This is a genomic window from Streptomyces sp. NPDC001410 (genome assembly GCF_042895235.1).
Taxonomy (GTDB): domain Bacteria; phylum Actinomycetota; class Actinomycetes; order Streptomycetales; family Streptomycetaceae; genus Streptomyces.
The window spans coordinates 553,458-574,890 of the sequence record NZ_JBIAWE010000001.1; the positions used below are offsets into that span (position 1 = coordinate 553,458).

A 21,433-nucleotide genomic window follows, 5' to 3' on the forward strand; every position below is an offset into this window, starting at 1 on the left:
CCCGGGCCTGGGAGCACGGGTCCCACCCGGGCCTGGGAGCACCGGCCCCACGCGGACCTGGAGGCACCGGTCCCACCCGGACCTGCAAGCACCGGTCCCACCCGGACCTGCAAGCACCGGTCCTACCCGGGCCCGTGAGCCGGCCACTCCTCTCCCGCCAGCCACTCCAGCATCGCGCCGCCCGCCTCCGCACCGGCCCAGGTCGCCGCCCTGGCCCGCTGTCCGGGGTGCAGCACGGCGCCGACGGCGAAGACGCCCGGCCGCGAGGTGTGCGGGGTGCCGTCCAGCGTGATGCCGGCCCGGCGGGCGAGTTCGTTCTCGGGGACGAAGTCACCGGTGAAGACGACCGTGTCGCAGGGCAGGGTGGCCGTACGGCCGTCGCGGTGCCGGACGCGGACGCCGGACAGGCGGCCGTGGCCGAGGAGTTCGGTGACCGTGGTGTCCGTGAGGAGCGGGACGCGGTGGCCGAGGCGGGTCGACTGGGCGCGCAGCAGCGGGGCCTGGGCCCGAGGGTGTTCGGTCAGCAGGGCGACGACCGCCGCACCGGCCGTGCGCAGGGTGTCGGCCGCGGAGTAGGAGACCCGCTCCGCGCCGACCACCACCGCGCGGGTGCCGATCGGCTGCCCGAACAGGTGCACCGCCTGCTGGAGTTCGCCGGTGGTGTAGACACCGGCCGGCCGGGTGCCGGGCACCAGCCGGGCCGCGCGGGGGCGTTCACGGGAGCCGGTGGCGAGGACGACGGCTTCGGCCTCGATCGTCTCCAGTCCCTGCGGGCAGACCGTCGTGAGCGTGCGCGGGCCCGCCCAGTCCAGGACCGTCACACCGGTCCGCAGCACGGCCCCGGTGTGTGTGGCGCCCTCGGTGAGCAGCCGGGCGTACTCCGGTCCGGTCAGCCGCCGCGTCCACGTGCCGAAGCCGCCGTGGGCGCAGTGCCGGGGCACTCCCCCGGCCTGTGCCTCCCGCTCCAGCACCTCGACCCGGCCGACACCGGCGGCGGCCAGTCGGGCCGCGGCCGCGAGTCCGGCGGGACCGGCGCCGACGACGAGAACGTCGACCCTGCGGTCAGCGGTCATGTGCGTGCCTCCTCGAACAGCTGCCGTACCGCCGCCCCGCAGTAGAAGCCCTGGCAGCGGCCGGCCCGGGCCCGGGTGCGGCGGCGCAGGCCCTCCAGGGTGCGCGGCGGGATCGTACTGGCGAGGGCGTCACGGATCTCGCCGCGGGAGACGCGCTCGCAGTGGCAGACGAGGGTGCCGTACTCCGGGTCGGCGGCGATGCGTTCGGGCCGCTGATGGGGGCGCGGGAAGGCCTCGCCGAGGTTGGGCATGCGGACCGGGTCGAGGTCGCGCGCCGGTCCGGGGTCGAGCCCGGTCTCGGTCAGCAGGCCGAGGACGTGGGCGGCGATGGCCAGGGACGCGGTCAGGCCGGTGGAGCGGATGGCGCCGACGGTGACGTACGCCTGCTCGGGGTGGGCGGTGATGCGATAGTCCTCGTGCTCGGTGGCCGCGCGCAGGCCGGCGTAGACGGCGGTGACCTCCTCCCGCAGCAGCGCGGGCAGGATGCGGCCGCCCTTCTCCCGCAGCAATGCGAGGCCTTCGGCGGTGGAGCCGGTGGCCCGCTTGTCGTGCAGGTCCTCGGCGGTGGGCCCGAGCAGGACGTTGCCGTAGACGGTGGGGGCGACCAGGACGCCCTTGCCGAGGGCGGTCGGGACGGGGAGGAGGATGTGCCGGACCAGGGGGCGGGCGAGCTTGTCGTGGACGATGAGCTGGCCGCGGCGCGGGGTGACGGTGAAGTCGTCGTGGCCGAGCGCCCGGTCGAGGGTGTCGGCGTGCAGTCCGGCCGCGTTGACCAGGTGGCGGGTGTGCAGGGTGCCTCTGGAGAGGGTCAGGAGGTGCCCTTGGGCGTCCCGGCCCACCTGCTCCACACGGGTGTTCAGGTGCAGGTCGACTCCGGCGCGGACCGCCTGGGTGGCGTACGCCAGGGTCGTCGTCCACGGGCAGATGATGCTCTCGCCGGGCACGTGCAGGCCGCCGAGCGCGCCGGGGCCGAGGTGCGGTTCGCGGGCGTACAGCTCGTCGGCGCCGAGGATTCGGGTGTGCGGGTAGTCGTTGCGCTCGGCCTTCTCGGCGAGGCGGGGCAGCGCGGCGAGCTGCTCCTCGTCCCAGGCGACGAGCAGGGCGCCGACCTCTTCGACGGGGATGCCGGACTCGGCGGCGTACGCGGCGAGCCGCTGGTGGCCCTCGCGGACCAGCCGGGCCTCCAGGGTGCCCGGGGTCGCGTCGAAACCGGTGTGCAGGATCGCGGTGTTGGCCTTGGAGGTGCCCTGGCCGACGTCGTCCTGGGCCTCGACCAGCGCGATGCGCAGCCGGGGGTGGCGGGCGAGTTCGCGGGCGACGGCGCAGCCGACGACTCCGGCGCCGACGACCACCACGTCGTACGTCTGCCCGGGCAGCGGCCCCTCCGCGGTGACCGTCATGAGTCGAGCAGGGCTGCGACCGCGCTGCGGAAGCCGGCCAGGCGTTCGGCGGCCTGGTCGGCCGGGATACGGGGCTCGTACACGGTGGCGGGCTTCCAGTCGGGCAGGGCGTCTTCCACACTCAGCGTAGGGTCCGCGCCGAGCCGGGCGAGGGTGGCGGCGCCGAGTGCGGTGGCATCGTGCAGCGCGGAGACCTCGACGGGGCGTTGCAGCAGGTCGGCCTGGGTCTGCATGAGGAGGGCGGAGCGGGTCAGGCCGCCGTCGACGCGCAGCGCGTCCAGGGCCTGCTGCGAAGGTCCCGTCGTCCGGCCGAAGGCCGGGCCCCGCGGCGTCCGGTGCGTGCTCTCGGCGTGCCGGGTGTAAGCCCTCGTACTGGACGTACTTGGGCTTGCGCCCGGTGCGGCGAGAGTACGTGCCGGGCGTCGCGGGGCAGGCGGGACTTTCGCAGGAGGCCCTAGCGGAGTGCCGAGGTCGGCCGCGGCGGCCTCCGCCAGCTCGACGACCTGGGCCGCCAGGCCCTCGCACAGGGCGCGCACCAGGTGTCCGGGTCCGGTGTCGAGGCCGAGCCCGGTAATGGAGCCGCGCAGGTCGCCGCGCCACCAGGGGGCGGCGAGCCCGGCGAGGGCGGGGACGAAGGTGACGCCGCCGCTGTCGGGGACGGCGCCGCCGACCGGGTCGAGGTCGGCGGCCGAGGAGATGACGCCGAGGTCGGTGAGCCAGCGCACGGCGGAGGCGGCCGTGTAGACCTGTCCGTCGAGGCAGTAGCCGGTGTCTCCGGCGAGCCGCCAGGCGACGCAGCTGACCAGGCCGGAGGTGCCGCGCCGGGGGGCGCTGCCGGTGTGCGCGAGCAGGAACGCGCCGGTGCCGTAGGTGCACTTGGCGGCGCCGGGTCCGGTGATGCGCTGGGCGAGCAGGGCGGCCTGCTGGTCGACGGCGAGTCCGGTGAGCGGGATCTCGGGGCCGAACACACTTGTGGCGCCGACGGGTTGGGCGTTGTCGACCACCTCCGGGAGCCGTTCGTCCGACAGCCCGTAGGCCTCCAGCGCCCGTGGCGACCACTGGGCGCGGTCGAGGTCGAGGAGCTGGGTGCGGCCGGCGGTGGCCGCGTCGGTGACGAAGGCGCCGGTGAGGCGGTGGACCAGCCAGGCGTCGGAGGTGGTGACGACGCCCTCGCGGGTGAGATGGCGGCGGATCCAGGCCATCTTGGGTGCGGCGAAGTACGGATCGAGGGGCAGGCCGGTCAGCTGCCGCAACTCCTCGGCGTGATCGGCGAGTTCGGCGCAGACGGTCTCGGCGCGCCGGTCCTGCCAGACGAGGGCGTCGGTCAGCGGGCGTCCGGTCGTCGGGTCCCAGGCGAGGACGGTCTCGCCCTGGTTGGCCAGGCCCATCGCCACGACGTCCTCGCCCGCCTCGGCGAGTGCGCGGTGACCGGCGTCGACGACCGAGGCGTACAGCTCGGCCGGATCCACCTCGACCAGACCGCCCGGCAGGTGGCGGGGCGTCACATCAGCGAACCCGGTGCCGAGTACGCCGCGTTCGGGGCAGACCACCAGGGCCTTGGTGCCGGACGTGCCCTGGTCGACGGCGAGCACAGGCCCCGTCATCGCATCCTCCCGCACGCCCCTTCGAAGATCGGCGCGACCAGCCTGCCGTCGGGCCGCGTCCGGCGTCAAGCTGGGCCGTTTCTCGGCCAACTACCACTCCAGATAGTTGAGTTGATAACAATGGCAAGGCGGAAGTGACACCCCTATAGTGACCGCCGACCCGCAGGAGGCGCTCGACCACCGCCCAGAGGAGGGCTGTTGCTACCGCACCCCGCCACCCCGCCCGTCCGCTCGCGGACCGGGGCGGGTGGCTGATGGCCAGAGAAGGAGCACGCCCCTCCTACGACCCCGCCGGCCACGACGGGGCCTTACGCACCGCCCTCCAGGATCTGCGCACGGGGCGCTGGATGGCGATGCGCGCACTGCTCGCCGACACCACGAGCTGGTGGCAGTGGACCCAGCGCACCCAGGTCCTCGCGGCCGCCGCGGCCGGTACCGACGTGGTGCGGGCCTGGCTCGCGGAGGAACCGCACAGCGTGCCGGCCACGGTGATGCACGCCCGGGTCGGCGTGGAGCGGGCCCTGCGGGCGCAGCGCGAGGGGCACCGCCGTACACACGAGTTGTGGATCGAGGCGTGGGACGCCGCGCAGTCCGCCACCCAGACCGCCCCGCACGACCCCGTGCCCTGGGTCTGTCTGCTGGCGCTGGCCCAGCTGGACCCGGAGCAGCGCTGGGACGAACACCGGGCGCCGCCGCCGGAACCGATACTGCCGCCGGGCCCGTGGGGGCTGCTGGCCGAGGCCGGCCGGCGTGACCCGCACAACCGCGAGGCCCACCACCGGATGCTGCAGTTCCTGTACACGATCGGCTCCTCGGGCCGGCTCGCCGAGGCCGCGGGCTACGCCCAGTGGGCGGCCGGTTCGGCGCCGCCCGGGTCCGCGCTGCACCTGCTGCCGCTGTACGTCCGGGTCGAGCGCTACCGGCGCTCCAGCGGGCACGACGCGGCGCTCGACCTGCACTGGGTGGCCGAGGACGCGACCCGCGAGGCGCGGCGCGCGCTGCACTCCTGGTTCGAGCAGACGCCCCGGGCCGAGCGCTCGCTGCTGGACCTCAACCATCTGGCGCACGCCCTGTGGGGTGCGCATCAGTTCCCGGACGCGGCCCGGGTGTTCGACTCGATCGGCCCGTATGTCACGCCGCCGCCGTGGATGTACCGCACCCCGGACCGGGGCCGTGCCGTGGAGGTCTTCCTACAGGCCAGGGACCGCTGCCGCACGGCCGTCGAGGGCGCCTGACGCCCGTTCTCCTTCCTCACCCCCGGAGGTTTCAGCATGTCCCCCGATCCATCGCCCACGCCCGCCCGGCCGCAGCACGACGAGGAGCGGCGGCTGCGCGAGCTGGGCTACCGCCCGGTGCTGGCCCGCCGCATGGGCGGCTTCGGCAACTTCGCGATCAGCTTCTCGGTGATCTCGATCCTGTCCGGCTGCATGACCCTGTACGGCTTCGGTCTGGGCGCCGGCGGGCCCGCCGTGATGCTGTGGGGCTGGGCGGGTGTCGGCCTGTTCGTGCTGTGCGTGGGCCTCGCGCTCGCCGAGGTCACCAGCGCCTATCCGACCTCCGGCGCCCTGTACTACATGGCCGACCGGCTCGGCGGCCGACGCTGGGGCTGGTACACGGGCTGGCTGAATCTGCTCGGTCTGCTCGGCGCGATCGCCGGCATCGACTACGGCGCCGCCCTGTTCACGGGGGCCTTCGCCAACCTCCAGTGGGGCTTCGAGCCGACCCCGGGCAAGACCATGCTGATCTTCTGCGCGATCCTGCTGCTGCACGCCGTGCTGAACCTGTTCGGCGTCCGCCTGGTCAGCGTGCTCAACTCGGTCAGCGTCTGGTGGCACCTGGCCGGTGTCGCGCTCATCGTCGGGGCGCTGGCGATCGTCCCGGACCACCACCAGTCGCCGTCGTTCGTGTTCACCAAGTTCGTCAACGACACGGGCTGGTCGAACCCGCTCTACGTGGCCGCGATCGGCCTGCTGCTCGCCCAGTACACGTTCTCCGGGTACGACGCCTCCGCCCACCTCTCCGAGGAGACCTCCAACGCCTCGGTGTCCGCGGCGAAGGGCATCGTCCGGTCCATCTGGGTGTCGTGGATCGCGGGCTTCGTGCTGCTCGCCGGCCTGACCTTCGCCATCCAGGACTACGACGCCACGCGCACCACCGACACCGGCGTGCCGCCCGCGCAGATCCTGCTCGACGGCCTCGGCACCGACGGCGCGAGCGCGCTGCTGCTCGTCGTGATCGTGGCCCAGTTGTTCTGCGGGAACGCCGAGGTGGCCGCGGCCAGCCGCATGGTGTTCGCGTTCAGCCGGGACGGCGCCCTGCCGGGCTCGCACCTGTGGCGCAAGGTGAGCAGCCGCACCCAGACCCCGGTCGCGGCCGTGTGGCTGTCGGTGATCGTCGCGGGCGTCCTGGCCCTGCCGTCCCTGTACTCGGCTACGGCCTACGGCGCGGTCACCGCCATCAACGTCATCGGCATCACCCCCGCCTACGCCATCCCCGTCCTGCTCCGGCTGCGCGCGGGCGACCGCTTCCAGCCGGGTCCGTGGCACCTGGGCCGGTGGAGCAGACCGGTCGGCTGGATCGCGGTGGTGTGGGTGGCCTGTGTGACGGTGCTGTTCTGCCTGCCGCAGTCCTCGCCGGTCACCGTCGACACCATGAACTACGCGGCCGTGGCCCTCGTCGTCGTGCTGGTCCTGGCCAGCATCTGGTGGTACGTCGCCCGCCGTTCGTACGGCACGCCCACCACCGCCGCCTACGGCAGCGACCGCGACCAGGCCGAACTCGCGGAGGGCATCGTCTGAGACGTCGCCCGGCGCACCGGTCCGGGTACGAACTGGTGCGCCGGATACGGCAGGATGAGCGATCGCGCCGACCGCCGTTGTCCCGGCGGCGGCGCGATCGCACATTCCGGACATCGAGCAGGTGGCAACGTGACGACACTTCACATCAGGCTCTCCGCAGCAGCTTTGCGCCCTGGAGGTGACCGGTGAACCGCGCGCTGACCCTGGACGACCTCGTCCTCGCCGGCATCGCCCTGGCCGCCGGCCTGGTGCTGGCCTTCCTGTCCCGCACGGTGCTGCGCTGGCTGGCCAAGCACGCCAAGCGGACCAAGTGGAGCGGTGACGACGTCATCGTGGACACGCTGCGCTCCGTCGTCCCCTGGGCGGCGATCGTGGGCGGCCTCGCGTCGGCCGCGGCGGTGCTGCCGCTGACCCACACCGTCCAGCACCACACCAACCAGCTCCTCCAGGTGTGGCTGATCTTCGTGGTGACCCTGTCCGCGGCCCGGGTCGTGGCGGGTCTGGTCCGCTCGGTCACGCAGTCCCGCTCGGGCGTGGCGGGCTCGGCGACCATCTTCGTCAACATCACCCGGGTCCTGGTCCTGGCGATCGGCTTCCTGGTGGTGCTGCAGACGCTGGGCATCTCCATAGCGCCCCTGCTCACCGCCCTCGGTGTCGGTGGTCTGGCCGTAGCCCTCGCCCTCCAGGACACCCTCGCCAACCTGTTCGCGGGCATCCACATCCTCGCCTCCAAGACCGTCCAGCCGGGCGACTACATCCGGCTGAGCAGCGGCGAGGAGGGGTACGTCGTGGACATCAACTGGCGCCAGACCACGGTGCGCCAGCTGTCCAACAACCTGGTGGTCATCCCCAACGGCGAGCTGGCCAAGTCCAACATGACCAACTTCACGCGTCCCGAGCAGCAGTTGACGATCCTGTTGCAGGTGGGCGTGAGCTACGACAGCGACCTGGACCACGTCGAGCGTGTCACGCACGAGGTCATCGCCGAGACCATGACCGAGATCACCGGCGCCGTCCCGGACCACGAGCCCGCGATCCGCTTCCACACCTTCGGGGACTCCCGCATCGGCTTCACGGTGATCCTCGGCGTCGGCGAGTTCAGCGACCAGTACCGCATCAAGCACGAGTTCATCAAGCGCCTGCACCGCCGCTACCGCGAGGAGGGCATCCGCATCCCGGCCCCGACCCGGACGGTGGCGCTGCAGCAGGGCGCGGTGGTGATCCCGCAGCAGCGCAGCGGGGAGGACGCGGTGTCGGGTCCGGCTCTGACCGACTAGTACGTGTCCCCGTCTCCGGCGTGGCAGCACGAGTCGCGCCGGTGAGCGCGGGCGACCTCGAGCCATTCACGACGGTCAGGTCGGCGATCCTGCCCTCCTCGACGGTGCCGAGGTCGCCGTCCAGGCCGAAGAGACGGGCCAGGACGGACGTGGCGCAGTGCAGGGCCTGCGCCACGGTGAACCCGTGGGCGTGCAGGGCACGCAGCGCCAGATGCAGGGACAGGCCGACGGGAACCAGCGGGACGTCGGTGCCCAGGGCGAGCACGGCGCCCTGGCCGGCCGGCCGCCGCTGGTCGGCCATCTGCCAGGGCGCTCAGTTGCTGCGGGGTGGGGGGCGGTCCGGGCACGCTCGCGGACGGCGGCGACGGCTCCCGACTGGCCTGTCACAACCTGGCGGGACGCTTGCTGCGACGTGCCCGTCGAATATCAGCGCCGCCCGCGTGGGCGGCAGGGACGGCGAGTCGGCCGCACCGGACAGGTGCAGGTGGGCGATCCGTCCGCCCGGCGAGACGGACGGGCACAGCAGCCTGCCCTCCGCCACCGTGCGCACCGCCTCCGCCGTGCCGTCGGCGGCGGACACCCGTACCAGGGCCAGGCCGGCGTCGCTTCCGCCGTCGGCCGGTGCGCCGCCCGTAGGCAGACCAGCGACCGCCCGTCCGGCCACCACGCCGGATCGAGGTCCTCGAAGTCCCCGCCGGTCAGCCGACGCAGTCGGCCGCTGTCCGGATCCACGGTCCACAGGCCGAACGCGGTGCCGGTCACGGGGTCGCCGCCGCGCTCGGACGAGAAGGCGATGTACGTCCCGTCCGGTGACCAGGCCGCCCCACGGTCGTCCCACGGCCCGTCGGTCGGTTGCCGCGGCGCGCTGCCGTCCGGCCGCATCGACCACAGAGGGAAGGCGCCACCCCGGTACCCGCAGACGGCGAGCCGCGTGCCGTCCGGCGACAGCGCCGGGCGGGTCGCCTCCAGCGTCCAGTCCGTCAGCCGGCGGGCCGCCCCGCCTGCGGGCGGGACGTGCCACAGGACTCCCTGTACCTCCGCGATCACCACCGAGCCGCCCGGCAGGCGGTGACCGATCCTCCGGTCGTCTCGCGGTAGGTGAGGCCCTGCTCCCCGGCATCGGCGGCCGGCCGGCCCACCGCCGGGGCCGCCGCCGGTGACACGACGGCGGCCACTCCGGCGGCGGAGGCACCCAGGAAACCCCGACGGCTGACGAAGCCGAAGCCGATCTCCTTGCCGCTCCCTCCCACGTGACCGCCCGGTCCGACCGGTGCAACGAGCGGTTGCACCCGTACGGCACGTTTTCCGGCCAGGACCCCTGTCGAGCCCAGCCCGATCACGAGATATCTTGATGTCGAGCAATGTTGCAGACGTGGAGCGGAGCACCCGGTGACTGACTCGACCATCATCTACACCTACACAGACGAGGCCCCGGCCCTGGCGACGCATTCGTTCCTGCCGGTGATCCAGGCGTACGCCTCGCAGGCCGGTGTGCCCGTGACGACCCGGGACATCTCGCTGGCCGGACGCATCATCGCCCACTTCCCGGAGTACCTGAACGAGGACCAGCGGGTCCCGGACGCGCTGGCCGAGCTGGGTGACCTGGCCAAGACTCCCGAGGCCAACATCGTCAAGCTGCCGAACGTCTCGGCGTCCATCCCGCAGCTGCGTGCCGCCGTCGCCGAGCTGCAGGGCAAGGGCTACGCGCTGCCGGACTACCCGGACGACCCGAAGACCGACGAGGAGCGCGAGATCCGCGCCCGCTACGACAAGATCAAGGGTTCGGCCGTGAACCCGGTCCTGCGTGAGGGCAACTCCGACCGCCGTGCCCCGGCGTCGGTGAAGAACTACGCCAAGACCCACCCGCACCGCATGGGCGCCTGGACCTCCGACTCCAAGACCAACGTGGCGACCATGGGCGCGGACGACTTCTGCTCCACCGAGAAGTCCGTGGTGATCTCCGAGGCCGGTGCGCTGCGCATCGAGCTGAAGGGCGACGACGGCTCCACCACCGTCCTGCGCGAGTCCGTACCGGTGCTCGAGGGCGAGGTCGTCGACGCCTCCGTGATGCGCGTCGCCGCGCTGCGCGAGTTCCTGACCGCGCAGGTCGCCCGCGCCAAGCAGGAGGGCGTCCTGTTCTCCGTGCACCTGAAGGCCACGATGATGAAGGTCTCCGACCCGATCATCTTCGGTCACGTGGTGCGCGCCTTCTTCCCGAAGACGTTCGCGAAGTACGGCGAGACGTTCGCCGCGGCCGGTCTGACCCCGAACGACGGTCTGGGCGGCATCCTCAAGGGCATCGAGGCCCTGCCGGAGGGCGCCGAGATCAAGGCCTCCTTCGAGGCCGAGCTGGCCGAGGGCCCCGCGCTGGCGATGGTCGACTCCGACAAGGGGATCACCAACCTGCACGTCCCGTCCGACGTGATCGTCGACGCCTCCATGCCGGCCATGATCCGCACCTCGGGCCACATGTGGGGCCCCGACGGCCAGGAGGCCGACACCCTCGCGGTGCTGCCGGACTCCTCCTACTCCGGCGTCTACCAGGCCGTGATCGAGGACTGCCGCGCCAACGGCGCCTACGACCCGTCGACCATGGGCTCCGTCGCGAACGTCGGCCTCATGGCGCAGAAGGCCGAGGAGTACGGCAGCCACGACAAGACCTTCGAGATCCCGGTCACCGGCACCGTCCGCCTGGTCGACCAGGCCGGCAACGTCGTCCTGGAGCAGACCGTCTCCGCCGGCGACATCTTCCGCGCCTGCCAGGCCAAGGACGCCCCGATCCGCGACTGGGTCAAGCTGGCCGTCACCCGCGCCCGCGCCACCGGCGACCCGGCCGTGTTCTGGCTGGACGAGAACCGCGCGCACGACGCCAACCTGATCGCCAAGGTGAAGCAGTACCTGACGGAGCACGACACCGAGGGCCTGGACATCAGGATCCTGTCCCCGGTCGAGGCCACCAAGCTCTCGGTGGAGCGCATCCGCCGCGGCGAGAACACCATCTCGGTGACCGGCAACGTGCTGCGTGACTACCTGACCGACCTGTTCCCGATCCTGGAGCTGGGCACCAGCGCCAAGATGCTGTCGGTCGTCCCGCTGATGGCGGGCGGCGGCCTGTTCGAGACGGGCGCCGGCGGCTCCGCGCCGAAGCACGTCCAGCAGCTGGTCAAGGAGAACTACCTGCGCTGGGACTCGCTCGGTGAGTTCTTCGCCCTGGTGCCGGCCTTCGAGCAGTACGCGACGTTCACCGGCAACAACGGCGCCAAGGTCCTCGCCGACACCCTCGACCGCGCCACGGCGACCTTCCTCAACGAGGACAAGTCCCCGACCCGTCGCGTCGGCGGCATCGACAACCGCGGCAGCCACTTCTACCTGTCCCTGTACTGGGCGCAGGAGCTGGCCGCGCAGACCGACGACGCCGACCTGGCGAAGGCCTTCGCCGCGTTCGCCGAGTCCCTCGCGGCGAACGAGCAGACGATCGTCGACGAGCTGCTCGCGGTCCAGGGCTCCCCGGCCGACATCGGCGGCTACTACCAGCCGGAGAAGGCCAAGGCGGACGCGGTCATGCGCCCGTCGGCCACCTGGAACGAGGCCCTCGCCTCGCTGAGCTGACGCCCGCGGCACCTGAGCCGCAGCTGTGAGCGGACTCCGCCCCGGTCGGGTTGCCCCCGGCCGGGGCGGAGTCGTGTCCGGCGCCGGTGCCGGTGTGACACCTTGATCCTGCACCGCTTGATCCTGCACCGCGCCACCGACAACGCCCCTGGAGCAGCCCGTGACCGAGTCAGCCCCCTCGTTCGAACTCCTCCCCGGCGCCGCCGAGTCGCCCGTGCTGCTGCACGTGCCGCATTCCGCGCGGGCGATCCCGGAGGACGTCCGCAAGGGGATCCTGCTCGACGACACGGCGCTCGGGCTGGAGCTCGACCACATCACCGACGCGCACACCTCCCGGATCGCCGAGCGGGCGGCGGGGCTGGCCGGGCTCACCCCCTGGCGGTTCGTCAACCGGCTGTCGCGGCTGGTCGTGGACCCGGAGCGGTTCCCGGACGAGCGGGAGGAGATGCTCGCCGTCGGCATGGGGGCCGTGTACACGCGGACCACGCACCGGGGCGAGCTGCGGGCTGCGGACACCGACCCCGAGCCCCTGATCGAGCGGTACTTCCGGCCCTACGCGCAGGCGATGACCGAGGCGGTGGCCGGGCGGCTCGCCGCGACCGGGCGGGCGGTCGTGATCGACGTCCACTCCTACCCGGGCCAGGCGCTGCCGTACGAGCTGCACGGCACGGGTCCGCGGCCGCCCGTGTGCCTCGGCACGGACGCCTTCCACACACCGCCCGAGCTGCGGGAGGCGGCGTGGAAGGCGTTCTCCGCGTGCGGGGAGACGGGGCTGGACAGCCCGTTCAGCGGGACCTACGTACCGCTGGAGTACTACGGGCGCGACCGGCGGGTGAGCGCGCTGATGGTGGAGATCCGGCGGGACACGTACATGACCGAGCCGGGCGGCCCGGCCGGACCGGGCCTGGAGCGACTCGCCACCGCGCTGGCCACGCTCGTCAACGCCCTGTAGCACTCCGGCTGGAGCGCACTCCCGCAGGACAGCGGGCGGGGCGCGTACAAGGGGGGTGCATGAGGACGCCGAGGCCGCCGAGCAGGGCCTGTACGGCTGGATCACCGAGACCGTACGGGCCCGGTCCGACGGCGTGGGCGCGGGCGTGTACGCGCTGCTCGGCGCGGCCGTGACGCGCGGCGAGACCGCGCAGGAGGAGCTGATGGAACACATGCGTGCCCGTCCCGAGGCGCGCGTACCGGTCCTGGACGAGCTGCTGCGGCACATCCCGCACCACCGCACGGTCGGGCTCGCCCGGATCGCGCTGGAGGACGTGGAGCCGGCCGACCACCGGATCACGGCGGGCGAGCCCGTGTACGTCTCCTGCCTCGCCGCCGACCGCGACCCGGAGGTCTTCCCGGACCCGGACCGCATCGACCCCGGCCGCGCCCCCGACCCGCGCCTGGCCTTCGGTAGCAGCCCGCACCACTGCACCGGTGCCGTGCTCGCCCGGCTGCAGACCGAACTGCCGGTCGACATGCTGCCGGACCGGCTGCCCGGGCTGCGCCTCGCGGTGGAGCCCGGGCAGGTGCGCCGGCGGCAAAAGACGATGATCCGCGGGCCGCGGACGCTGCCCGTCACCTGGTGACCCGGTTCGGGACCCGGCGAGCCGGCTCAGGCCCGCAGCCACTCCGTGACGATCACCTCGCCGCCGGTCCGCAGTCGCAGGGCGAACGGGCCGGCGGGCGGCTGCTCGCTGGTGAAGCGGCCGAGGGTGTCGACCGTGACCGGCCGGGTCGTCTGCGGGCCGCCCAGCACCTCTATGCGCGCCGACTGCGGCGGTAGCACCTGGCCGATCAGCCCTTCCCCGGTGACCTCGACGTCGACGGTCAGCTCGCCCGCGCGGAAGGTCAGCATCCGCGGGGCGTCCGGTACTCCCCTGACCGGCAGCGCGTCCACGAGCGAGTCGAAGGTCAGCTCGGCGATCCGGGCGTCCAGGTCGTGCAACGCGTAGGCGTCGAGCGCCAGTTGGCGCAGCTCGACCGGGACGGGGTCCAGGACGGCGGCCGCCTGGCGCAGCTCCTCCTCCAGCAGATCGCCGTCGAACCCGGCGTCGTCGAAGTCCTCTTCGGGAAATCCGTTCCCGTTCACGCCGCTCACGCCGCCCCCCGTGCGTCCAACCGGGCCCGCAGCCGGCGCAGACAGCGCTGGCGCAGGGGCCCGATGCTGCCGACCGCGATACCGAGCGCGGCCGACACCTCCAGATAGCTCGGCGGCGGCGAGGCCATCAGCACCCGCAGCAGTTGCCTGCACCGCTCGCCCAGCGCCTCGAACTCCTGCCACAGCCGACGGATCCGCTCGGCCTGGTCCGCGTCTTCTTCGGCGTCGATCAGCGTCTGCTCCGGCGTCCGCTCCTCGCTCGCCCGGTCCAGCACCTGCGGATCGTCCGTCAGCGTCAGCCGCGCCAGCCCTTTGAGCACCTTCAGGCACTCGTGCCGGGCCGTGCTGGCCAGCCAGGAGCCCGCCTTGTCGGGCTCCCGGAGCCGGCCGAGGTGCTGGGCGAAACGGAACCATGTGGTCTGGTAGACCTCGTGCCCGTCCGCGTCCGAGAGCCGGTGTGCGCGCACCACCGACCACACCAGCGGACTCATGCCTTCCACCAGCGCCTTCCAGGCCGCGGCGTCGCCGTCGACGGCTGACCTGACCAGCGCCCCGACCTCTGTACGGTCCACGGCTCCACCCCTCGTGTACGGCACGTCATCGTACGCCGTGGAGCGGAGGGTTCCGGCACTCATGCGGGCCGGGCCGGGATCGCGACCGGAACCGGGCGCCAGGTGGGCGGCCGGAGCGCCGGAACGTGCGCCCCGCGCACGTCGGCGGATTCCGTGAGGGAAGCGAGCAGTTGCGCGCGGGCCGCGCGCGGGTCGCGCTCCTTGTGCGCCGTCATGTGGGCGGCGACGAGCGCGGCGACGGCCGGGGTGGCGAACGAGGTGCCGCTCCACTGCGCGAGACCGTGGAACATCACCTGGTCGGGCTTGGCCGCGCTGTCCTCGCCCGTCTCGCTCAACAGGCCGGTGTGGCGCGGGTACTGGCAGGTGCAGGCGTAGGTGGAGCCGAACCGGCAGGCGTCGTAGGTGGAGTGCTGGTACACGTACGGCACCGGGATGTCGAAGCCGGTGAGGGCACTGGTCAGGCGCTCGCCCGGGGCGTAGACGTGCACCCAGGGGCCGTGGTTGCTGAAGCAGGCGCCCGACTCGCCGTCCCCGCGCAGCGCGCCGACCGACAGCACGCTGTCCGCGTACTCCGGCAGGGCACCATAGGCGGCGGGCCAGAACGGGGCGTCGCTGCCGTTGTTGCCCGCGGCGGCGACCAGCAGCGTGCGCCGCTCGCGGAGTTCGCGCATGAACGCCTCAAGACCGATGAGGCTTTCACCCGACCCGGTGGTGGTGCCCGCGGAGAGACTGATGATGTCGGGCCAGCCGCCCTCGTCGACGGCCTCGAACAGCTTCGCGCCGAACTCCGACTCCAGCATGGCGCCCACGTCGCTGAGGGTGCCCCGCACGGTGACGTCGGTGTTGGGTGCGACGGCCGCGACGATCCCGGCGATGAACGTGCCGTGGCCGACGTACTGCCGGAGCACTCCGTCGGGGCCGGTCTCGGTCACCTGCGGATCGCCGGTGGTGTGGGCGAGGAGCGGGTAGGACCGGTAGTCGTGCACCAGACCGGTGTCGATGACGAGGACGCCGACGGCGGTGTCCGGGTCGTGGACGCCTTCCTGGGACGCCGGGTTGGGCGGCTCGCTGCGCGGCGCGGGCACGGGCTCGTCACCGGGGCAGGCGTTGACCGGGGCGATGTGGATCACGTGGTTGCGGCGGACCAGCCGGCGTCCCTGGCGTCCCTCGGCCTCGGTGAGGGCGCGCAGGGCGTGCGGGACGACGTCGTCACCCTGGGTGGGGTCGCCGACCCGGATACGGGTGACGCCGGTGCGGTTGGTGTCCGGGCCGGTGCGGCGCACGTGGTCGGGGACCAGGCCCTGGGTGTCGGTGAAATGGGTGCGCACGGTGTCCTCGACCAGGCGGGCTTCCTCGCCGTCGCGGGCGAGGACGACACCCTTCTCGTAGAGGAAGTGGGCGTCGTCGTCCGGGCCCATGGCCAGGGGCACGTCGGGCATCGAGCGCTGGATGTGGTGGAACTGCTCGCGGAATCGCTGTGGTGCCATGGTGTGTCCTCCCCCTGAGGCGGTGCTCCGACAGTCAGAGTCGCCCGTCGACCGATTGATACAGCCCGCAAGTAGGTCCTGTCTGACAAATTCCCGTCGTCCGCCCGCGGGGCAGGCGGGAATTTGTCAGACAGGGCCTGAGTCCGGTACAGCCCGAGGAGACCGCGGAGAACCCGTGTGACGGGTTTGCCCAGGCCACTACCATGCGAGGGGTGACAGCGGGAAGCGAGTCGGTTCTTCAGCTGCTGCCGATGGTGTTCGCCGACCCGGGCGAGGCCCGGGCACGCGCGGATCAGGTACTGCACACCGATCCGTCGCCGCTGCACGCCAGCGTCGCGCATCAGGTACTCGGCATCTGGCAGCGGGACTTCGGCGACCTGAAGATCGCCCTCCGGCATCTGCGCCGGGCCCGGGACCTCGCCGCGCGCGCCGAGTCGGCCGAGCGCGAGGCGGACGTGCTCGCCACGCTGGGGGTCGCACTGGTGCACGCGGGGCGCACGCGCCAGGGACTGGCGTCGTTCGAGCAGGGTGTCGCGCGGGGCAGCGGACACACCAGGGCACGGGTGTTGTACCGGCGGGCCTATGTGTGGTGGGTGCTGGGGCATCACCGGGAGTCTCTGGAGGACGTACGGCGGGCGCTTCCGGTGCTGCGGCACGCCGGCGACGGGATCTGGACCGCGCGGGCGCTGACCCTGCGGGCCACGGTGCATCTGGCGCAGGGCGCGGTGGACCGGGCGGTCGCGGACTTCACGGCCGCCGAGCGGTTGTGGGAGACCACAGGCCAGGAGCACGACAAGGCGGACGCCGTGGAGAGCCGGGGCCTCGCCGCGTTCCGGTCCGGGGACATCCCGGCGGCGCTGCGGCTGCTGGACGAGGCCGAGGAGCGGTACGGCAAGCTCGGCACGCCCACGTTCATGCTGTCCATCCGGCGCTGCGAGGTGCTCATGGCGGCGGGGCTCGCCCCGGAGGCGCTCGCGGAGGCGGACACGGCGATCGCGCTGCTGGACCGGATGGGCGGGCAGTCCACCCGCAAGGCAGAGCTGCTGCTGGCGGCCGCGCGCGCCGCCCGCTCGGCCGGGGACCCGGACACCGCCATCGCCCGCGCCGCCCATGCCGTACGGCTGTTCGCGGGGCAGCGGCGGACCTGGTGGGAGACGCATGCCCGGCTGGTGCTCATCGAGGCGCGGGCTGCGGCCGGGCGCGGCTCGGGTCGCCTGGTCGCGGACGCGGCGGCGGTCGCCGGGCGGCTGGCCGCCTCCGGCTCGCCCGTGGCGCCCGAGGCCTCGCTGCTCGCCGGCCGGATCGCGCTCGCGCTCGGCCGGACGGCCGAGGCGGAGCGGCACCTGGCGGTGGCCGCGCGCAGCCGGCACGCCGGTCCCCCGCCGGCCCGGGTGACGGGCTGGGCCGCGCAGGCGCTGCGGGCCCGCGCGGCCGGTTCCGGGCGCGGCGTGCTGGAGGCCTGCCGGCGCGGCCTGGACGTCCTCGACGACCACCGGATGACGCTCGGCGCCTCCGAGCTGCGGGCCCGCGCCACCGCGCAGGGCGCCGAACTGGCCGCGCTCGCCCAGGAGGCGAGCCTCGTGAACGGCGGTCCGCGGCGGCTGCTGGAGTGGAGCGAGCGCTGGCGGGCGACCGTGCTGTCCGCGCCGCCCGCCCGGCCGCCCGCCGACCCGGCGCTGCTCGGCTGCCTCACCGCCTATCGGGAGATAGCGGCCCGCGCGGAGGAGGCACGCAGGGAGGGCCGCCCGGTCCCGGCCCTGGAGCGTGAACAGCGGCGGCTGGAACGGGAGATCCGCTCCCGCACCCACCACATGCGCGGCGACGGGCCCGGCGAGGGCGACCGCTTCGACGCGGGCCGCCTGCTGGATCGGCTGGGCGAGGCGCGGCTGGTCGAACTCGCCGTCGTGGACGGTCAGGTGCATATCCTGCTGTGCGGGCAGGGCCGGGTACGACGGTTCCCGGGCGGCCGGCTCGCGGAGGCGGTGGCCGAGGCCGAGCACGTACAGGCCGGGCTGCGCCGCCTCGCGCACCCCGGAGGAGAGGCGCGGCTGCCGCTGGTGGAGGCGGCGGGCCGGCGCCTGCAGGAGCTGCTGCTGGGCGGTGCCGTACCGCACCTCGGGTCCGGGCCGGTGGTGATCGTGCCGCCCGGCGCGCTGCACCGGGTGCCGTGGGCGCTGCTGCCCGCGCTGCGGGAGCGGGTGCTCAGCGTGTCGCCGTCGGCGGGCAGTTGGCTGCGGGCCCGGGAGACCGAGCCGCCGCCCGGCGGCCGGCCCGTCCTGGTGCGCGGCCCCGGCCTCGCCACGGGCGGCGCCGAGGTGCCCGAACTGGCCGACCGGTACGGCACGGCGACGGTCCTGGAGGGCGAGGCGGCACAGGTCCCCCAGGTACTGGAGGATCTCGACGGCGCGGCCCTCGCACACCTGGCCGCGCACGGCACGTTCCGTGCCGACAGCCCCCTGTTCTCGGCTCTCCGGATGGCCGACGGCCCGCTGATCGTGCACGACTTCGAGCGCCTCGCCCGCAGCCCGTACCGGATCATCCTCTCCAGCTGCGACACCGCCCGCCTCGCCTCGGTCGGCGCCGACGAACTCCTCGGTCTGGTCACCGCGTTGCTCCCGCTGGGCACGGCCGGAGTGGTGGCGAGCAGCGCACCCGTCAACGACGCCGCGGTGGTCCCCCTGATGCTCGCCCTGCACAAGGGCCTCGACGCGGGCCTGAGCCTGGCCGAGGCCCTGCGCGACGCCCGCGCCGCCCAGCCCGGCGACCCGGTCCACCAGGCGACGGGGTGGGCGTTCGCGGCGTTCGGGGCGGCGTGAGGGCCCCTCGGCCCTGAGCGGTGGTGCTGCTCAGGCGGGTTCCGCCTCCAGCAGGTCCGTGAGCCACGGCAGGGCCCCACGGTCGCTGGCGCCGAGCCTGGCGTACGCGCCGTACAGATGGTTGCCGACGGTCCGGACGGACAGCGTCAGCTTCTCGGCGATCTGCCGGTTGCTCAGTCCGGCCGCCGCGAGGGTGACGATCTGCCGTTGCCGTGCGGTGAGTTCGCCGAGAGCGAGTCCGGACAGCGCCGGGGTGCGGGCACCCTGGCAGCGGCGGGCCAGCGCGACCGCGCGGGTCCTTGAGAGGCGGGCGGCGCGCGGGTCCCGGTGGGCGCGTACCGCCTGCGCGTGCGCCTCGGCCGCGAACAGCAGGAAGCCGCGCCCTTCGAGCGCCTCGGCGACTCGGTCCAGCGCGGGCCCGTCACCCCGGGCGAGCGCTTCGGCGTGTCGGGCGAACACCCCGTCGTCCGGCAGCCGCCCTGCGACCCGCTCGGGAGCGCCGAGGCGTACGGCGTCGTAGCGGGCGAACACATCGTCCCCGGTGGTGGTGGCCAGGGCGCTCTCGATGTCACCGCGGGCTGCCGCCGCCCACACGCCCGCTCCCGTCGTCTCCCCCAACTGGCCTGCGATTAAGTCGAGTTCCGTGACGCAATCGGTGTCGTCCGGAGCCGCCCGCAGCCCTTCCCGCGCCCATGCCGCCGCCTCCCGCAGTTCTCCGCGCAGCCGGGCGTACCGGGCCCGTACGACCGCGTACCCGGCGGGGACGGGTAGTCCCTCGGAGAGCAGCCAGTCCCCCACCGGGGTCGGTACGGCCCGCACGTCCTGCCGCTCCAACCCGCGCTCCAAAGAAGCCTGTTCGGCTTGCAGCGCCTGGCCGCACCGGTCGGGTGCGCGGGTCAGCCGCCGGGCCCGCAGCCGGCCGGCGGTGGCGCGCAGGGCCGGGCCGTGCAGGGGGTGGGCAAGGGTGACGGAACCCTCGTCGTCCACGTCGATCAGGCCGTTCGACTCCAGCCGTTCGAGGACGTCCAGGTCCAGCTCGTCCAGGGCGAGCGGCAGGGGTTCGGCGAAGGCGAGCCGATCGAGTGTCTCGCGCTCGGCGGTGTCGGGCCGCTCCAGGGCGGGGGCGAGGCGGTCGCGGACGCTCGCGGTGACCGGGACCGGTCCGCGCCACGCCCACTCGTCGCTGCCCGGAACCCTGGCGAGCCCGCCGGACTGGCGCAGTGCGCCCAGCAGGTCGCGCAGCAGCCGTAGATCGCCCCGGCACATCCGGTGCAGCCGTCCCATGGTGAGCGGTTCCAGACCGGCCGGGGCGAGCAGGTGGGCGGTGTCCTCGCGGGGCAGCGGCTCCAGCGTCAGGCGGGGCAGCAGCTCCCCCGTCCACAGGCGGGACACCGCGCCGGGCGCCGGCACGTCGTCCGTGGCGGTCACGGCCAGGCGGGTGCGTCCGTGCACGGCTAGCTGGTGGACGAGCGCGGCGGAGGCCTCGTCGAGCAGCTGGGCGTCGTCGACGACCAGGAGCCGTACGCCGGACAGGAGGTGCACTGCGCGGTGCAGCGAGACGGTGTCGGGCAGCAGGTGCGCGAAGGCGGCGAAGCGCACTCCGCGGGTCTCGGGTGTCCCGGTCACCCGGGCGCAGTCCGTGCCCCGGACCGCCTCCGTGATCAGCCGGGTCTTGCCGCAGCCCACCGGTCCGGTCACCACGATGCCGGGTCGTCCGGCCGCCAACGACCTGCGCACCAGCTCCAGTTCGTCCTCGCGGCCGGTGAAGGGCCAGGGCAGTTCGAGCGTCTTCGCGGCCTGCTCGTAAGTCGTCACACAAACTGGAGCACGACTACTCAGGTTTGATACAGGGCGACTTGAGTAGCCCCCGACTCAGGCGTCCGGCACCCGGGGGCGGCAGTCTGTCAGTCCAGGCCACAGTCCGGCACCGGGGGAGCGGGTCGAGGGACGTCGCCTTCGGGGGAGGGAGACGTCCCTCGACCACGCCGATACGCCGTTCGCCTCCTGGGCGAACGGCGTCTGCGGCTGCCCGGAACCGTGATGTCGGTGGTGGCCGATAGGTTCGTGGCATGAGTTCGGGACTGAGCGTGTATCTGCTGGACGTCGCCGCGACGCGGGCCCTGGTCGGCTCGGGTGACGACCAGCTCCTCCAGGTCGTCCGCGACAGCTTCGGCGACGAACTCGCCCGCGACGACGACTACTTCCGGTACCAGATCGAGCGGGGCGCCCCCACCGCGTACGAGGCGCTGCGGGCCGTCGTGCACGGCGGGCCCTTCAGCGAGGACAAGGAGCACGCCTTCCAGTACGGCTACGCGTACCGGCGGCTGTGCGAGCTGACCGGCTCTTTCCTGCCCAACGACTCCTTCATGCCGTTCCGGGGCGACTGGCTGTCGGTGGTGGACGAGGGTCTCGCCGCGCTGCGCGTGACCGCCGTGTCCGTGGAGTCCTTCAGCTACTCCGACCTGCCCGATCCGCTGCCGTACACGTACATTCCGGGATGCGGTGAGTGGACGCCCGGTCAGATGGCCCGGGCGCTGAAGCAGTTCGAGGCCACCAAGGCGGCCGGCCACGCTCCCCCGCTCGAACCCGAGGTCGTCGACGCCGTCATGCAGTGCCTGGGCTGGATGCGGCACGCGGAGTCCCGGCCCGGGTTCGGTGTCATCGGGTTCTGCTCCTGACCGGCTTCACGAGACCGCCCGCCCGAC

The 21,433-nt window shown here is 73.5% G+C and carries 14 protein-coding genes and 3 pseudogenes; 8 read left to right on the forward strand and 9 right to left on the reverse strand.

Annotated features, from left to right (window positions below; translation table 11 throughout):
• Positions 1 to 134: 134 nt before the first annotated feature.
• The 3 genes and pseudogenes from ACFY3C_RS02415 to ACFY3C_RS02425 all read right to left on the reverse strand — a co-directional run.
• A pseudogene (locus ACFY3C_RS02415) lies at positions 135 to 1,073 on the reverse strand (NAD(P)/FAD-dependent oxidoreductase); the annotation flags it as partial.
• Complete coding sequence (locus tag ACFY3C_RS02420) at positions 1,070 to 2,473, reverse strand: FAD-dependent oxidoreductase (protein ID WP_390769406.1); 1,404 nt, start codon at positions 2,471 to 2,473, stop codon at positions 1,070 to 1,072. The pseudogene ACFY3C_RS02415 and the gene ACFY3C_RS02420, both read right to left, overlap by 4 nt.
• Entirely contained in the window at positions 2,470 to 4,077 is a 1,608-nt protein-coding gene (locus ACFY3C_RS02425) for an FGGY family carbohydrate kinase (protein ID WP_390769407.1), read from the reverse strand. Before ACFY3C_RS02425 ends, ACFY3C_RS02420 begins: the two co-directional genes overlap by 4 nt.
• Positions 4,078 to 4,331: 254 nt before the next feature.
• Between ACFY3C_RS02425 and ACFY3C_RS02430 the strand changes: the two genes are divergently transcribed.
• From ACFY3C_RS02430 to ACFY3C_RS02440, 3 genes are all read left to right on the forward strand, one after another.
• Positions 4,332 to 5,312 carry a hypothetical protein gene (locus ACFY3C_RS02430; RefSeq protein ID WP_386576917.1) on the forward strand — a complete coding sequence of 327 codons (981 nt, stop codon included), beginning with the start codon at positions 4,332 to 4,334 and terminating at the stop codon, positions 5,310 to 5,312.
• Positions 5,313 to 5,348: 36 nt separating this feature from the next.
• The gene (locus ACFY3C_RS02435) at positions 5,349 to 6,875 is read left to right on the forward strand and encodes an amino acid permease (RefSeq protein WP_386576918.1); all 1,527 of its coding nucleotides are present in this window, start codon (positions 5,349 to 5,351) and stop codon (positions 6,873 to 6,875) included.
• A 185-nt stretch (positions 6,876 to 7,060) separates the two neighbouring features.
• Positions 7,061 to 8,152 (forward strand): mechanosensitive ion channel family protein, encoded by a 1,092-nt coding sequence (locus ACFY3C_RS02440; protein ID WP_386576919.1) that lies wholly within the window; start codon positions 7,061 to 7,063, stop codon positions 8,150 to 8,152.
• A gap of 28 nt (positions 8,153 to 8,180) precedes the next feature.
• On the opposite strand, the pseudogene ACFY3C_RS02445 reads toward ACFY3C_RS02440, so the two are convergent.
• Together ACFY3C_RS02445 and ACFY3C_RS02450 are read right to left on the reverse strand one after the other, a co-directional pair.
• Positions 8,181 to 8,453, reverse strand: a pseudogene (locus ACFY3C_RS02445) (amidohydrolase family protein); the annotation flags it as partial.
• Positions 8,454 to 9,195: 742 nt separating this feature from the next.
• Positions 9,196 to 9,402 (reverse strand): twin-arginine translocation signal domain-containing protein, encoded by a 207-nt coding sequence (locus ACFY3C_RS02450; RefSeq protein WP_390769408.1) that lies wholly within the window; start codon positions 9,400 to 9,402, stop codon positions 9,196 to 9,198.
• Positions 9,403 to 9,541: 139 nt separating this feature from the next.
• Between ACFY3C_RS02450 and ACFY3C_RS02455 the strand changes: the two genes are divergently transcribed.
• From ACFY3C_RS02455 to ACFY3C_RS02465, 3 genes and pseudogenes are all read left to right on the forward strand, one after another.
• On the forward strand, positions 9,542 to 11,761 hold the full coding sequence (locus ACFY3C_RS02455) for an NADP-dependent isocitrate dehydrogenase (protein WP_386576922.1): 2,220 nt from the start codon (positions 9,542 to 9,544) through the stop codon (positions 11,759 to 11,761).
• 160 nt (positions 11,762 to 11,921) lie between these two features.
• Positions 11,922 to 12,713 (forward strand): N-formylglutamate amidohydrolase, encoded by a 792-nt coding sequence (locus tag ACFY3C_RS02460; RefSeq protein WP_390769409.1) that lies wholly within the window; start codon positions 11,922 to 11,924, stop codon positions 12,711 to 12,713.
• A gap of 46 nt (positions 12,714 to 12,759) precedes the next feature.
• Positions 12,760 to 13,341: pseudogene (locus ACFY3C_RS02465) on the forward strand (cytochrome P450); the annotation flags it as partial.
• A 26-nt stretch (positions 13,342 to 13,367) separates the two neighbouring features.
• Here ACFY3C_RS02465 and ACFY3C_RS02470 read toward each other — a convergent pair.
• Genes ACFY3C_RS02470 through ACFY3C_RS02480 form a run of 3 tightly spaced genes read right to left on the reverse strand, consistent with a single transcriptional unit; the run spans position 13,368 to position 15,912 of the window.
• On the reverse strand, positions 13,368 to 13,844 hold the full coding sequence (locus ACFY3C_RS02470; protein WP_386576956.1) for a hypothetical protein: 477 nt from the start codon (positions 13,842 to 13,844) through the stop codon (positions 13,368 to 13,370).
• Between the two features lie 5 nt (positions 13,845 to 13,849).
• On the reverse strand, positions 13,850 to 14,488 hold the full coding sequence (locus ACFY3C_RS02475) for an RNA polymerase sigma factor (protein ID WP_390769410.1): 639 nt from the start codon (positions 14,486 to 14,488) through the stop codon (positions 13,850 to 13,852).
• Positions 14,485 to 15,912 carry a S8/S53 family peptidase gene (locus tag ACFY3C_RS02480; protein WP_386576925.1) on the reverse strand — a complete coding sequence of 476 codons (1,428 nt, stop codon included), beginning with the start codon at positions 15,910 to 15,912 and terminating at the stop codon, positions 14,485 to 14,487. Before ACFY3C_RS02480 ends, ACFY3C_RS02475 begins: the two co-directional genes overlap by 4 nt.
• A gap of 203 nt (positions 15,913 to 16,115) precedes the next feature.
• On the opposite strand from ACFY3C_RS02480, the gene ACFY3C_RS02485 reads away from it, so the two are divergent.
• Entirely contained in the window at positions 16,116 to 18,728 is a 2,613-nt protein-coding gene (locus ACFY3C_RS02485; protein ID WP_390769411.1) for a CHAT domain-containing protein, read from the forward strand.
• Between the two features lie 30 nt (positions 18,729 to 18,758).
• On the opposite strand, the gene ACFY3C_RS02490 is transcribed toward ACFY3C_RS02485, so the two are convergent.
• A complete protein-coding gene (locus tag ACFY3C_RS02490) occupies positions 18,759 to 20,543 on the reverse strand; it encodes a LuxR C-terminal-related transcriptional regulator (protein WP_386576927.1) in 1,785 nt (594 codons plus the stop codon).
• 254 nt (positions 20,544 to 20,797) lie between these two features.
• On the opposite strand from ACFY3C_RS02490, the gene ACFY3C_RS02495 reads away from it, so the two are divergent.
• Positions 20,798 to 21,406 carry a hypothetical protein gene (locus ACFY3C_RS02495; protein WP_390769412.1) on the forward strand — a complete coding sequence of 203 codons (609 nt, stop codon included), beginning with the start codon at positions 20,798 to 20,800 and terminating at the stop codon, positions 21,404 to 21,406.
• The last annotated feature ends 27 nt before the right edge of the window (positions 21,407 to 21,433 follow it).

Bases quoted from the DNA above. Each gene is read 5' to 3' on its own strand.
- ACFY3C_RS02420 (WP_390769406.1), bottom strand. From the start codon at position 2,473: ATGACGGTCACCGCGGAGGGGCCGCTGCCCGGGCAGACGTACGACGTG.
- ACFY3C_RS02425 (WP_390769407.1), bottom strand. From the start codon at position 4,077: ATGACGGGGCCTGTGCTCGCCGTCGACCAGGGCACGTCCGGCACCAAG.
- ACFY3C_RS02430 (WP_386576917.1), top strand. From the start codon at position 4,332: ATGGCCAGAGAAGGAGCACGCCCCTCCTACGACCCCGCCGGCCACGAC.
- ACFY3C_RS02435 (WP_386576918.1), top strand. From the start codon at position 5,349: ATGTCCCCCGATCCATCGCCCACGCCCGCCCGGCCGCAGCACGACGAG.
- ACFY3C_RS02475 (WP_390769410.1), bottom strand. From the start codon at position 14,488: ATGAGTGCCGGAACCCTCCGCTCCACGGCGTACGATGACGTGCCGTAC.
- ACFY3C_RS02480 (WP_386576925.1), bottom strand. From the start codon at position 15,912: ATGGCACCACAGCGATTCCGCGAGCAGTTCCACCACATCCAGCGCTCG.
- ACFY3C_RS02485 (WP_390769411.1), top strand. From the start codon at position 16,116: ATGCGAGGGGTGACAGCGGGAAGCGAGTCGGTTCTTCAGCTGCTGCCG.
- ACFY3C_RS02495 (WP_390769412.1), top strand. From the start codon at position 20,798: ATGAGTTCGGGACTGAGCGTGTATCTGCTGGACGTCGCCGCGACGCGG.